The organism is Paracoccaceae bacterium Fryx2 (assembly GCA_032334235.1).
Lineage (GTDB): Bacteria > Pseudomonadota > Alphaproteobacteria > Rhodobacterales > Rhodobacteraceae > JAVSGI01.
In genome coordinates, this window is sequence record JAVSGI010000004.1 from 77,010 (window position 1) to 89,886 (window position 12,877).

Here is a 12,877-nt window from a genome sequence, read left to right on the forward strand (position 1 = left end):
ATGAGTGACCTCGACGCCAAGATCAACGAACATTTTGCGGGATTTGTCGTCCGGAAAGACCTCGTAAAAGCGGTCAAAGGCAACGCGATCGTGCCGACATATGTGCTAGAATACCTGCTTGGCCAGTACTGTGCGACCGATGATGAGGCGTCGATCCTGACCGGCATCGAGACGGTGAAGGAAATCTTGCGCAAGCATTATGTCCACCGCAGTGAAGCCGGGCTGATCCAGTCGACCATCAAGGAAAAGGGCCGTTACAAGGTTATCGACCAGGTCAGTGTCTCGCTGAACGAGAAGACCGACAGCTATGAAGCTGTGTTTGACAATCTTGGCATCAAGAAGGTCGCTGTCGACAGTGGCACGGTGAAGGCGCACCCCAAGCTGCTCGTGACCGGGGTGTGGTGCATTGCTGACGTGCAATACGAATTTTCGGAAGATCCCGGATCTCGCCGTGGATCCTGGAGTCGATCAAGCCGATCCAGATCGCCAAGGTTGACTATGACCATTACCGCGAGGTCAGGAGCGCCTTCACGACGGATGAGTGGATTGACCTTCTGATGCAAACCATTGGCTTCAGGCCGGAAGCCTTCGGTCGGCGCAGCAAGCTGCTGCAACTGCTGCGGCTGATCCCTTTTGTCGAGCGAAACTACAACCTGATCGAGCTGGGGCCAAAGGGAACGGGCAAGTCCCACATTTATTCAGAATTCTCGCCCCATGGGCAGCTGATTTCAGGCGGAGAGGTCAGCATCCCGAAGCTTTTCGTGAATAACTCGAACGGGCGTATCGGGCTGGTCGGCTATTGGGACGTCGTTGCCTTCGACGAATTTGCCGGACGCGAGAAGACCGCGAACAGGGCGCTGGTCGACATCATGAAAAACTATATGGCCAACAAGTCCTTCTCGCGGGGCGTCAACCCAATGGGCGCGGAGGCCAGCTTCTCGTTCGTGGGCAATACCGACCACAATGTGCCCTTCATGCTGAAGAACAGCGATCTCTTCGAGGCGCTGCCAAGCCAGTTTCACGATTCTGCGTTCATCGATCGTCTGCACGCTTATCTGCCCGGCTGGGAGATCGACGTCATCCGTGGTGAGATGTTCACCAAGGGCTATGGCTTCATTGTCGACTACCTGGCCGAGATCCTGCGTCATCTGCGGTCAGAAGATTTTTCGAACCGGCCAGACCAGTTCTTTCAGGTCAGCGAGAAGATTTCGACGCGAGACCGGGATGCGATATACAAGACGATGTCGGGCATGCTGAAGCTGCTCTTCCCTGATGGCAGCCAGACCGAGGCCGAGGTTGAGGAACTGCTGCGTCTTGCCATGGAAAGCCGCAAGCGGGTGAAGGACCAACTCGCGCGGATCGACAGTACCTACCCGGACGTCGATTTTCATTACGTTGGCTCTGACGGTGCAAGGCGGAGGGTCAGCACGGTCGAAGAGGAGGAATATCCACAGTTCTATCACCTCAAACCAGCTCTTGACCCAAAGGACCAGGGAAACGCCACCGGGGCCACGCCCAGCGCTCATCAGCCATCTGAAGACGATGCGCGTGACACTGCAGCGGTTGCTCCGATTTCACCCAAATCTCTGCCCGCCCCAAAACTAGCTGAGGGCCACCATGTCTTTGCGGAAAACCGAAAGGGCGTGAGCTACGACAAGCTTTTTGGGCCTTATATCGATGGGGCCAGTCGCATCATCGTGACCGATCCGTACATTCGCCTGTTTTACCAGCACAGGAACATGATGGAATTCGTCGAGATGGTGATCCGCAGGAAGCCTCCGGAGGATCAGATCAAGGTTCACCTTGTGACAGGGCCCGATGAGGGCAACATCTCCCGTCAGCGCGAATTGCTCGAGTCAATCACCACGGCCTGTACAGGCACTGGTGTCGAGTTCAGCTGGGCTTTCGATACTTCTAGTACCGCCCATGCCCGCGATATTGTCACCGACACTGGCTGGAAGATGGTGTTGGATCGGGGGCTCGATATTTTCCAGCCGCCTATCAAAACGGAGGGTTTTTCCCTTGGGGACCGGATTCAGGAGCACCGGATGCTCAAGGGCTTTTATGTCACCTACGTGCGTTTAGCTCCTGATAGGGAAGGGGCATGAGTTTCCGCTTCTGGCGCCGCATCCGTCTGGCCCCCGGGGTCACGCTGAACCTGTCGAAATCAATGGCATCGCTGTCGCTGGGCCCGCGCGGCGCGAAATACACTATCAGCCCAAACGGAAACCGCATGACGGCAGGATTGACCGGGACCGGGCTTTTCTACACCGTCCATGACAGTAAGCGTGCTGAGCGAGGCGAGGCCGCACCTGCGCCAGCTGTGCCGCAGCGCGACCGGTTGAAGCTTGGCTTCTTTCAACGTCTGATGACGCCAGTAGTGGAGCGGAGATTCATTGATGGCATCCGCGCGCTCAATGATGGTGATCAGGACGCGGCACTGACCGCTCTGGAAGAAGCAGGCGACCTGCCCGATGCTGCCTGGATGGCTGGAATGATCCGGCTCCGCCGCGAGGAGTTCGACCGAGCAGAGGCGCATTTCCAGCATGCACTGGGCATGGTCAATGATCTGGGCACGTTATTCGCCAAATACGAGATCGCCGCGCAGGCCAGCTTGCCAATCACGAAGGATATCTTCGCGCATGTATTCCCGCGCGAGCGCGGCACGCGATTGGCACTTGTGGAGATTGCGCAACTGGCGGACCGGTCGCGTGATGCCATGGCGCATCTGGAACGGCTTATGGAACTGGACCCGACAGACCCAGTGGTGTTGGTGTCTTTTGCTGAACTGGCACTCGACACACCTGATGACCGCGCATTGATGGAGAGGGTGGTGCGCGCCACGGTGAATGTCGAAAACGAGACCCCGGTCGACACCGCGATCCTGCTTTATCGCGGCAAGGCGCTGGCCAAGTTGGGCCTGCCCGATGCAGCGATCGATGTGCTGACCTTGGCAAATCGCCGCCATAAGGACCGCCCCGAGGTATTAATGCGGCAGATCCGCTATGATCGCGCGGTTCTCTATGACCAAGTAGGCCGCAAGGCACAGGCAAGGCGCGAGTTCGAACGTCTATATGCCGCTGACCCGAACTATGAGGATGTGGCAGAGCGGCTGGGTTTTGCAGCAACTACTGCGACATTTAGTGGAGATCGGATATAAGGCACCGCAAACCTGTGGCCACAACGATTTTGGGAGACTTGGAAAGATGAAAGCCAGCGAAGCAAATATGCTCGAGTTCCTGAAGCGCTCGCCCCAGTTTGTCATTCCAATCTATCAGCGAACCTACAGCTGGACCGAACGCGAATGTCAGCAGCTCTGGGACGACATCATGCGCGCGGGACAACGGTCTGATGTCCTCGCTCATTTCGTGGGGTCGATCGTCTATGTGCAGGCTGGGCTTTATCAGATTATCAACCAATCACCGCTTCTGGTTGCGGATTTCGCGGAGAATGGGCGCTGATTTCGCGCGATCGTGGGCACGCGTTTCGCGCCATTCTGGGCAGTCATTTCACGGGATCGTGGGCAGGCTGGCCGACGCTTTCATGGAGTCAGGCTTGAACGATTTGGTCAAGCTTTTTTGTGACGGCGGAGCGCCTGCGCAGGCTTTCACCTGAGAGGGTGAGGCGGTGTGCGTTGTGAACGAGGCGGTCGAGGATGGCATCTGCGAGCGTTGGGTCGCCGATGGCTTCGTGCCACTGGTCAACGGGGAGTTGGCTTGTGACGATGGTGGAAGCGCGGCCGTGGCGGTCTTCGAGGATTTCCAGCAGGTCACGGCGCTCCGGGGCGGTGAGGACGGCGAGGCCCCAATCGTCAATGATCAGCACATCCATGCGGGCGATGGTTTTGAGGATGCGTTCATGGCGGCCATCGCCACGGGCCAGAGCAAGGGCCTCGAACATGCGCGGCGCACGTTGATAGAGGACGGGCCGCCCATCCCGGCACGCCTTGTGGCCAAGGGCGCAGGCGATCCAGCTTTTGCCCAAACCGGTCGGCCCGGTTATCAGCAGGTTCTCGTGCCGGGCGATCCAGCCGCCATCGGCAAGATGCGCCATGACACTGCGGTCAAGACCACGTGGGCTGCGCAGGTCCAGATCCTCGACGCTGGCATCTTGGCGCAGAGCCGCAAACTTGAGCCGGGAGGCCAGTTTCTTGGTGTCGCGCTCTGCAGCCTCGCGGTCGACCAGCAGGCCGAGACGCTCTTCGAACGAGAGGGCGTCGAAGGCGGTTGACCTGCGTTGTTCTTCGAGCGCCGATGCAATGCCGGTCAGGCCGAGCGCCAACAGTCGGTCGTGGGTGGGATGGGTCAGCATTTTAGTCCTTTCTCAATGGTAATAGCTGCCGCCACGAATGTTGGCGTGCTGGAGGGGGGCGACCTCTTCGGAGCCTTCCAGGAAGGCGCGATCGAGGCCGGTCTTGAGGATCGAACGAATGGAGGTGACGGTGCGGGCCCGGATGGTCACACCCCGCTGGCAGGCCGCATCAACGCGCTCCGGCCCATAGGTTTTGACCAAGGCCAGCACACCCAGGCAGGTGCGGAACCCCTGTTCAGGATGGGGGCGGTCAGCCATCACCATCTCGCAAAAGGCGGCGACGGCGGGGCCGGTCTTGGTTGCCTGCGCCAGCATTCTGGCCGGGGTCCATTCGGCAAAGCGACGATGGGCCGATGGCATATGGTCGGCCACGGTGACATGGCTGCGCCGCCCCGGGGTGCGCACGTGGCTCGCAACCCTCTGACCACGATGGAATATCTCGACCGTCTGGCCGCTTGTGCGAACATCGACCTCTTGTTTGATCAGCGCGAAGGGCACGGAATACCATGAGCTGTCGACCTCAACGTGATAGTCGGGTGCCACGCGGGCGCGCTTCCAGCGGGCGAAGACATAAGGTTCGGGCGGTAGGGGCTGAAGATTGGGCCGATCCAAAGTGGCAAACAGATCGGCGCGGCTGGCGCCATAGCCGCGCATCACGCGCATGTTCAACTCGTCCAGCAGCCGCCGGATCGCCACGTTCAACTCGGCCAATGAGAAGAACCGGTGGTTCCGCAGCCGCGCCAGAATCCAGCGTTGTGCCACTTGGACAGCCACTTCCACCTTCGCCTTGTCCCGGGGTTTGCGCGGCCGGGCGGGCAGAACGGCGGTGCCATAATGCGCCGCCATCTCGGCATAGGTCCGGTTCAGCCCCGGATCAAACCGGTCTGCCTTGATCACGGCGGACTTCAGATTGTCCGGAACCACCGCCTTTGGCACGCCGCCCAGAAAGGCGAACATCCGGATATGCGCGAGGATCCAATCTTCCAACCCCTCCGATGCCACCGCCTCGGCATAGGTGTGATTCGATGCCCCCATTGCCGCCACGAACAGCTTCATGGCCCGCGCTTCGCCGGTCGTGGGGTCGATCACGTCGATGGTGTCGCCGGCAAAGTCAACGAACACCTTCTCGCCGCCCACATGTGTCTGGCGCATCGTCGGGCGCACCCGACCCTTCCAAGCCTCGTAATGCGTGCAAAACCAAGTATAGGCAAAACCCCCGGGGTGCGCGGCACGGTATTCTTCCCAGAGCAGCATCCGCGTCACCCCAGGGCGGCGCAACTCGCGGTCAATCTCCGCCCAGTCGGGCACAAGCCGCTCCGCGTCCGGCACCGTGGGCGGGGCTGGAAACAAAAGAAGTTCAAGGCTGTCGTCATCGATCCCCTCCGGCAAGGGCCACGTGAGCCCGGCATGACGCGCCCGTTGGGTGTAGCTTCCGACGCTCCCCTTGCTCAGACCGAGGGAAGCGGCAATGGACCGCTCGCTCAGGCCTTGCCCAAGCTTCAATCGCAAAACATCTCGTATCCGGCGCATGTTCAATCGTCCTGTCGGCATCAAGCCACCCCTTCATTCCTGAAGGCGCAACTATCCTCAATTTGCCGACCAGACCTGCCCGCGATCCCGCGAAATCAGTGCCCAGCTTCACGCGAAATGACTGCCCATGATCCCGTGAAATCGATGCCCACCATCAAGCGAAACACGCACTTCTGGTAATCGATGGGCAACAACGACTGACCTCGGTCATGCTCATTCTCGAGGCGCTGGCGCGGGCGCTGGGCGATGAAGAGCCGGTAGACGGGTTCTCGAGCGAAAAGGTACGCAGTTACTTCCTGCTCAACCCGCTTGAGAAGGGGGACCGGCGCTACAAGCTCCTTCTGACCCAAGGTGACCGCGCGACCCTGCTGGCCATCATGCAGCAAAAACCTATGCCCGATGATGGGTCCATGCGGGTGATGCAGAACTTTGCTTTCTTTGAAACCCGGATCGCGGGAATGAATGGAGATCTGAAAGCGCTCTGCGAGGGGCTGGCCAAGCTGATGGTCGTGGACATTTCACTGACCCGCGATCAGGACAACCCGCAGCTTATTTTCGAGAGCATGAACTCTACAGGCCGTGAACTGAGCCAGGCGGACCTGATCCGCAATTTCGTTCTGATGGGGTTGGAGCCGGACCATCAAAGCCAGATATATGGGGACCACTGGCACCCAATGGAGGTCAGCTTTCCCCAAGACGGTTATGGCGCGCACTTTGACGCCTTCATGCGGCATTACCTGACCTTGCGGACTGGCGAGATTCCGAACCTGCGCGACGTCTATACCGCGTTCAAGGACTATGCTCGTGAACCCATAGTGGCGACGGCAGGAGTGGATGCACTTGTCGAGGATATTCATGCCTTTGCCCGGCATTACAGTCGTATGGCGCTGGGGAAAGAACCTGACCCAGACCTCGCCGTTGCATTCCGGGATCTGCGAGAGCTGAAGGTCGAAGTTGCCTTTCCGTTCCTGCTCGAACTGTATCACGACTTTGTAGCAGGCCTATTGCCAAAGCCTGATTTTCTGCGTGCCGTTCGCCTGATCGAAGCCTACGTTTTTCGACGCGCCATCTGCGCCATTCCCACGAACTCATTGAACAAGACCTTCGCAACCTTTGGCCGAGTATTGCGGAAGGACTGCTATCTGGAGAGCATCGAAGCGCACTTCATGACCATGCCCTCGTATCGACGCTTTCCCGATGACGAAGAGTTCCGCCGCGGCATGGCCCTTCGCGATCTCTACAATTTCCGTAGCCGGTCCTACTGGTTGCGCCGTCTCGAAAACTTTGATCGCAAAGAGCGCGTTGCTGTCGATGAGTACACGATCGAGCATATCATGCCGCAGAACGAGAACCTATCGTCTGCCTGGCGCAATGCGCTCGGGCCGGACTGGAAAAGGGTGCAGGAAACCTTGCTGCATACGGTCGGGAACCTTACGCTCACAGGCTATAACGCCGAATATAGTGATCGGCCGTTTCCCGAAAAGCGGGACATGCATGGCGGCTTCCGAGAAAGTCCTTTGCGCCTGAACGAGGGCTTGGGTGCGATTGATACCTGGAATGAAGATGCAATCGCGAAGCGGGCTGAGCGACTGACCGGCATCGCGGTCAAGGTCTGGGATGCGCCACGGCTGTCGCCTTCGGTCCTCGAAGGCTATCTGCCCCAAGCGGACAGCACAGCGGAATACACGCTGGCGGACCACCCGACTGTTGATGAGGGCGGATTGATGCAGCCACTGTTTCAGGCGCTGCGTCGGGAAATCTTAGCGCTTGATCCCTGCATGACCGAGGAGATCGTCAAATCCTATATCGCCTTCAAGGCGGAAACGAATGTGGTCGACGTCGTGGCGCAAGCGCGGCGGCTACGATTGTCGCTGAACATGAAGTTTCACGATCTTCGCGATCCAAAGGGGATCACTCGGGACATGACCAGCATTGGCCACTATGGCAATGGCGATGTCGAGGTTGCCATCAAGGACTTGGACGAACTGCCCTATGTGATTGGTCTGATCCGCCAGTCGCTGGAGCAGCAGATGGTGAGTTCTGAGGAATAAGCCTGGTTCTAGTCAGACGCAATTAAACCAGAGCATTGCGGTTTGCAGCAGGTGGTCATAGTCGCCCGCCATGGCCTCGGCCATAAAGGTGGCGATTGCGTCATCGGGCAGCTCGGCCTGCTGTGCGGCCTGGCGGCAACGGCCGAGAACGGCAAAGGCGTTGCCGTCACGGCCGGTTAGTTCGACAGCGATGTGGGGGTATTTTGGGGACATGGTTTGGTTTCCTCGCGGTAGTTAAAGCGACAACAGGCGTGATCGGCGTGCATAGTCCAGTCGTATTTCAACGAGTTCAAAAGGGCGCGATGACATGCCCGCGCCTGTTCGCGCAGCACGGCGTAGCGTAATCTGCGAGCCAGCCTATGATCAGTGCGCCTTCCGGCAACTTGGCCACCTCGTCGGCCAAGCGCGCCTGCTGCGGACGGCTACAGTCCACAACAGGCGCGCAGGCGCTAGGCGGGGTCTCAGAACTCACCATTGCGCAGGCGCTCAATAAGATCGTCGCGACTGCGAGGGCGGCGGGTATCTATTTCCAGATTTTATTAACTCGGCGGTGAAGCCAGCACCCCAACCTGCGTGTTTCGCTTGATGGTGGGCATCGATTTCACGGGATCATGGGCAGTCATTTCGCGTGAAGCTGGGCACTGATTTCGCGGGATCGCGGGCAGGTCTGGTCGGCAAATTGAGGATAGTTGCGCCTTCAGGAATGAAGGGGTGGCTTGATGCCGACAGGACGATTGAACATGCGCCGGATACGAGATGTTTTGCGATTGAAGCTTGGGCAAGGCCTGAGCGAGCGGTCCATTGCCGCTTCCCTCGGTCTGAGCAAGGGGAGCGTCGGAAGCTACACCCAACGGGCGCGTCATGCCGGGCTCACGTGGCCCTTGCCGGAGGGGATCGATGACGACAGCCTTGAACTTCTTTTGTTTCCAGCCCCGCCCACGGTGCCGGACGCGGAGCGGCTTGTGCCCGACTGGGCGGAGATTGACCGCGAGTTGCGCCGCCCTGGGGTGACGCGGATGCTGCTCTGGGAAGAATACCGTGCCGCGCACCCCGGGGGTTTTGCCTATACTTGGTTTTGCACGCATTACGAGGCTTGGAAGGGTCGGGTGCGCCCGACGATGCGCCAGACACATGTGGGCGGCGAGAAGGTGTTCGTTGACTTTGCCGGCGACACCATCGACGTGATCGACCCCACGACCGGCGAAGCGCGGGCCATGAAGCTGTTCGTGGCGGCAATGGGGGCATCGAATCACACCTATGCCGAGGCGGTGGCATCGGAGGGGTTGGAAGATTGGATCCTCGCGCATATCCGGATGTTCGCCTTTCTGGGCGGCGTGCCAAAGGCGGTGGTTCCGGACAATCTGAAGTCCGCCGTGATCAAGGCAGACCGGTTTGATCCGGGGCTGAACCGGACCTATGCCGAGATGGCGGCGCATTATGGCACCGCCGTTCTGCCCGCCCGGCCGCGCAAACCCCGGGACAAGGCGAAGGTGGAAGTGGCTGTCCAAGTGGCACAACGCTGGATTCTGGCGCGGCTGCGGAACCACCGGTTCTTCTCATTGGCCGAGTTGAACGTGGCGATCCGGCGGCTGCTGGACGAGTTGAACATGCGCGTGATGCGCGGCTATGGCGCCAGCCGCGCCGATCTGTTTGCCACTTTGGATCGGCCCAATCTTCAGCCCCTACCGCCCGAACCTTATGTCTTCGCCCGCTGGAAGCGCGCCCGCGTGGCACCCGACTATCACGTTGAGGTCGACAGCTCATGGTATTCCGTGCCCTTCGCGCTGATCAAACAAGAGGTCGATGTTCGCACAAGCGGCCAGACGGTCGAGATATTCCATCGTGGTCAGAGGGTTGCGAGCCACGTGCGCACCCCGGGGCGGCGCAGCCATGTCACCGTGGCCGACCATATGCCATCGGCCCATCGTCGCTTTGCCGAATGGACCCCGGCCAGAATGCTGGCGCAGGCAACCAAGACCGGCCCCGCCGTCGCCGCCTTTTGCGAGATGGTGATGGCTGACCGCCCCCATCCTGAACAGGGGTTCCGCACCTGCCTGGGTGTGCTGGCCTTGGTCAAAACCTATGGGCCGGAGCGCGTTGATGCGGCCTGCCAGCGGGGTGTGACCATCCGGGCCCGCACCGTCACCTCCATTCGTTCGATCCTCAAGACCGGCCTCGATCGCGCCTTCCTGGAAGGCTCCGAAGAGGTCGCCCCCCTCCAGCACGCCAACATTCGTGGCGGCAGCTATTACCATTGAGAAAGGACTAAAATGCTGACCCATCCCACCCACGACCGACTGTTGGCGCTCGGCCTGACCGGCATTGCATCGGCGCTCGAAGAACAACGCAGGTCAACCGCCTTCGACGCCCTCTCGTTCGAAGAGCGTCTCGGCCTGCTGGTCGACCGCGAGGCTGCAGAGCGCGACACCAAGAAACTGGCCTCCCGGCTCAAGTTTGCGGCTCTGCGCCAAGATGCCAGCGTCGAGGATCTGGACCTGCGCAGCCCACGTGGTCTTGACCGCAGTGTCATGGCGCATCTTGCCGATGGCGGCTGGATCGCCCGGCACGAGAACCTGCTGATAACCGGGCCGACCGGTTTGGGCAAAAGCTGGATCGCCTGCGCCCTTGGCCACAAGGCGTGCCGGGATGGGCGGCCCGTCCTCTATCAACGTGCGCCGCGCATGTTCGAGGCCCTTGCTCTGGCCCGTGGCGATGGCCGCCATGAACGCATCCTCAAAACCATCGCCCGCATGGATGTGCTGATCATTGACGATTGGGGCCTCGCCGTCCTCACCGCCCCGGAGCGCCGTGACCTGCTGGAAATCCTCGAAGACCGCCACGGCCGCGCTTCCACCATCGTCACAAGCCAACTCCCCGTTGACCAGTGGCACGAAGCCATCGGCGACCCAACGCTCGCAGATGCCATCCTCGACCGCCTCGTTCACAACGCACACCGCCTCACCCTCTCAGGTGAAAGCCTGCGCAGGCGCTCCGCCGTCACAAAAAAGCTTGACCAAATCGTTCAAGCCTGACTCCATGAAAGCGTCGGCCAGCCTGCCCACGATCCCGTGAAATGACTGCCCAGAATGGCGCGAAACGCGTGCCCACGATCGCGCGAAATCAGCGCCCATTCTCCGCGAAATCCGCACCCCAACCACCACCATTCCCGTCAGATGCCAAATCGCGGCCATCATGATCCCCATGTTAAACGCGAATTCATTGGCGCAGGATTGTGCAAAGAAGTCGCCCTCAAGGAACATGCAGGACCCTTTGCAGAGCTGGACAACCGGGCAGGCCATGCATTCGGGGCGGAAGGCAAAATGGGTGGCGGTGTTGAGCGCAATCTGGTCAAACGCCTCCACATGGCCAATCTTGTGCGCGCCCTTGGCGCCGGTGTTCTGGCAGGTCATGACATTACCGCGCAGATCGACGGCGATTGTGTCTTCGCGGTCCATACCGCATTTCTGGCCAAGGGCTTCGATTGGGCGGCGTCGCTGGATGGAGGCGTAGAACTCGTCAAGGCGTGCGCCTAGGCCAAAGGCGTTTGGGTCCTCGACGAGCGCCTCAAAGATTGACCTTGTGAGGCTGTTCAACTGCGCAGGCTCGAAACGCCCCGTACCAATGGCCGTCGCCGCATCATAAACATTCACCACACCTTCCAGACCCACAAAGACATCCGAGCCAACCTTACCTGCGAACCAAGCCTTCAGCGCGCCGAGATCATGATGTGCACGTGTCAGCACCGCATTGAAGGACGTCGTGTCCGGGCGCTCAGTCAGCAAAGCCTCAATCCAGCGGCGTTTCTGGGGATCCGCGAGCGGATCAGGCCCCCGCAGATGCTGGCCGGGCCCGTCATGCGAGATCGTGATTGCGATGTCGTGCGCCGCGATGAAGTCCAGCTTTTCACGTGAGAGGAGTGAGCCGTTGGTAATAATGGAGAAGCGTGCTGCCGGGAACCGCTCCGCCAGCGCCGGGATCAGCCGCCTGATCTTGGCCCAGTAGAGAAACGGCTCACCGCCCCAAAGCTCAATACTTTCCGGGGCATCGGTGATCCAGCCGTCGAGCTGGACCAAAAAGTGCTCCACATCCACCAGTTTCGAGACAGTGGCATCCGCAATCTGGAACGCCTGATTGCAATAGCTGCAAGCATAGTTGCACGACAGACCCAGCTGGATTTTCAGAATACGGGGCGCGCGGGATTTACCGAGGGGCCTATCTTTCGCCACCCGCTGCACGGGCGCGAAGATGCCGGGCTCGACTGGCAGGGGCAGCCCTTCGGCCTTAGAAGTGTGGGGGTTGTAGCGCATGGTGTGACGGCCACCGTCACGCGCCTCAAGGGTCAGATCAAACCACATCAGTCAAATAACCTTTCTTCAAGATCGCTGGGCAAGGTCACGCGGAAGTTTGCGACGACCTGCACATGCGGAGCATTCCCCAAGTGGGGATGCTGGTTGTGGGGGATATGAGAGGGGAAGAAGACCGAGAGCCCCGGCCTTGGATTGACCGAATAGCCGTGGCGGTCCTCAAACGGCAGACGGCCTTCGTCGAAGTAGCGCGAAGGATCCTCGATCACAAAGCGCGGAGAACCTGCGCTGTTGATCGGTTGTCCCGCGCCGCCACCCGTCAGGAAGTGGACGCAGGTCAGATCACCCTCGCGGCTGTCTTTGTGGGTGGAGATGAACGCGCCGGGCTGCAGGACCAGCGCGCGGTTTTCGCAATGATCGGGATCAAGACATTGTGCCCAAGGACCAAGCATGGCTCTGGCACAGGCAAAGAGATGCGCCTTCAATGCAACACCGGCTGTGCTGCGCTCCAGAATGCCACGAACGCGTCGCTTGGCAGCGGAAGGGTTGGCCCCGTCCTCCAGCCCTGCAACGGCAATCGCCTCATCAGCCAATTGCCGGTTCACTGCCCAGTCGATGGGAGCCTCAAAAAAGGCGATGCGCGTTGGCCATAGATCGAGCGATGTGTTGCGAACTTCCATT

Annotated in this window: 12 protein-coding genes; 7 read left to right on the forward strand and 5 right to left on the reverse strand. The window is 60.0% G+C overall.

The window, feature by feature from the left end; translation table 11 throughout:
* Genes RNZ50_09005 through RNZ50_09020 form a run of 4 tightly spaced genes read left to right on the forward strand, consistent with a single transcriptional unit; the run spans position 1 to position 3,461 of the window.
* Positions 1–558 (forward strand): hypothetical protein, encoded by a 558-nt coding sequence (locus RNZ50_09005; GenBank protein MDT8855147.1) that lies wholly within the window; start codon positions 1–3, stop codon positions 556–558.
* A complete protein-coding gene (gene brxL, locus RNZ50_09010; GenBank protein MDT8855148.1) occupies positions 483–2,108 on the forward strand; it encodes a BREX system Lon protease-like protein BrxL in 1,626 nt (541 codons plus the stop codon). The genes RNZ50_09005 and brxL overlap by 76 nt, the downstream gene beginning before the upstream one ends.
* Complete coding sequence (locus RNZ50_09015) at positions 2,105–3,160, forward strand: DUF4236 domain-containing protein (protein ID MDT8855149.1); 1,056 nt, start codon at positions 2,105–2,107, stop codon at positions 3,158–3,160. Before brxL ends, RNZ50_09015 begins: the two co-directional genes overlap by 4 nt.
* Before the next feature lie 46 nt (positions 3,161–3,206).
* Positions 3,207–3,461, forward strand: a complete 255-nt coding sequence (locus RNZ50_09020) for a DUF262 domain-containing protein (GenBank protein MDT8855150.1) — start codon at positions 3,207–3,209, stop codon at positions 3,459–3,461.
* A gap of 88 nt (positions 3,462–3,549) precedes the next feature.
* On the opposite strand, the gene istB (RNZ50_09025) is transcribed toward RNZ50_09020, so the two are convergent.
* Positions 3,550–4,311, reverse strand: a complete 762-nt coding sequence (gene istB, locus RNZ50_09025) for an IS21-like element helper ATPase IstB (GenBank protein ID MDT8855151.1) — start codon at positions 4,309–4,311, stop codon at positions 3,550–3,552.
* 12 nt (positions 4,312–4,323) lie between these two features.
* A complete protein-coding gene (gene istA / locus RNZ50_09030) occupies positions 4,324–5,862 on the reverse strand; it encodes an IS21 family transposase (protein MDT8855152.1) in 1,539 nt (512 codons plus the stop codon).
* 119 nt (positions 5,863–5,981) lie between these two features.
* Between istA (RNZ50_09030) and RNZ50_09035 the strand changes: the two genes are divergently transcribed.
* Positions 5,982–7,892 (forward strand): DUF262 and DUF1524 domain-containing protein, encoded by a 1,911-nt coding sequence (locus RNZ50_09035; protein MDT8855153.1) that lies wholly within the window; start codon positions 5,982–5,984, stop codon positions 7,890–7,892.
* Between the two features lie 12 nt (positions 7,893–7,904).
* Here RNZ50_09035 and RNZ50_09040 read toward each other — a convergent pair whose 3' ends face one another.
* A complete protein-coding gene (locus RNZ50_09040; GenBank protein MDT8855154.1) occupies positions 7,905–8,105 on the reverse strand; it encodes a hypothetical protein in 201 nt (66 codons plus the stop codon).
* A gap of 506 nt (positions 8,106–8,611) precedes the next feature.
* Here RNZ50_09040 and istA (RNZ50_09045) point away from each other — a divergent pair.
* Both istA (RNZ50_09045) and istB (RNZ50_09050) read left to right on the forward strand, forming a co-directional pair.
* Complete coding sequence (istA, locus tag RNZ50_09045) at positions 8,612–10,150, forward strand: IS21 family transposase (protein ID MDT8855155.1); 1,539 nt, start codon at positions 8,612–8,614, stop codon at positions 10,148–10,150.
* 12 nt (positions 10,151–10,162) lie between these two features.
* Positions 10,163–10,924 (forward strand): IS21-like element helper ATPase IstB, encoded by a 762-nt coding sequence (istB, locus tag RNZ50_09050; protein ID MDT8855156.1) that lies wholly within the window; start codon positions 10,163–10,165, stop codon positions 10,922–10,924.
* On the opposite strand, the gene RNZ50_09055 is transcribed toward istB (RNZ50_09050), so the two are convergent.
* Together RNZ50_09055 and RNZ50_09060 are read right to left on the reverse strand one after the other, a co-directional pair.
* Complete coding sequence (locus tag RNZ50_09055; protein MDT8855157.1) at positions 10,859–12,247, reverse strand: radical SAM protein; 1,389 nt, start codon at positions 12,245–12,247, stop codon at positions 10,859–10,861. The two genes, istB (RNZ50_09050) and RNZ50_09055, sit on opposite strands and share 66 nt — an antisense overlap.
* Entirely contained in the window at positions 12,247–12,876 is a 630-nt protein-coding gene (locus RNZ50_09060; protein ID MDT8855158.1) for a hypothetical protein, read from the reverse strand. The genes RNZ50_09055 and RNZ50_09060 overlap by 1 nt, the downstream gene beginning before the upstream one ends.
* Position 12,877: the final 1 nt, after the last annotated feature.

Coding starts and splice junctions, on each gene's coding strand:
- RNZ50_09005 (MDT8855147.1), top strand. CDS start 1: ATGAGTGACCTCGACGCCAAGATCAACGAACATTTTGCGGGATTTGTC.
- RNZ50_09015 (MDT8855149.1), top strand. CDS start 2,105: ATGAGTTTCCGCTTCTGGCGCCGCATCCGTCTGGCCCCCGGGGTCACG.
- RNZ50_09020 (MDT8855150.1), top strand. CDS start 3,207: ATGAAAGCCAGCGAAGCAAATATGCTCGAGTTCCTGAAGCGCTCGCCC.
- istB (MDT8855151.1), bottom strand. CDS start 4,311: ATGCTGACCCATCCCACCCACGACCGACTGTTGGCGCTCGGCCTGACC.
- istA (MDT8855152.1), bottom strand. CDS start 5,862: ATGCCGACAGGACGATTGAACATGCGCCGGATACGAGATGTTTTGCGA.
- RNZ50_09040 (MDT8855154.1), bottom strand. CDS start 8,105: ATGTCCCCAAAATACCCCCACATCGCTGTCGAACTAACCGGCCGTGAC.
- istA (MDT8855155.1), top strand. CDS start 8,612: ATGCCGACAGGACGATTGAACATGCGCCGGATACGAGATGTTTTGCGA.
- istB (MDT8855156.1), top strand. CDS start 10,163: ATGCTGACCCATCCCACCCACGACCGACTGTTGGCGCTCGGCCTGACC.
- RNZ50_09055 (MDT8855157.1), bottom strand. CDS start 12,247: ATGTGGTTTGATCTGACCCTTGAGGCGCGTGACGGTGGCCGTCACACC.
- RNZ50_09060 (MDT8855158.1), bottom strand. CDS start 12,876: ATGGAAGTTCGCAACACATCGCTCGATCTATGGCCAACGCGCATCGCC.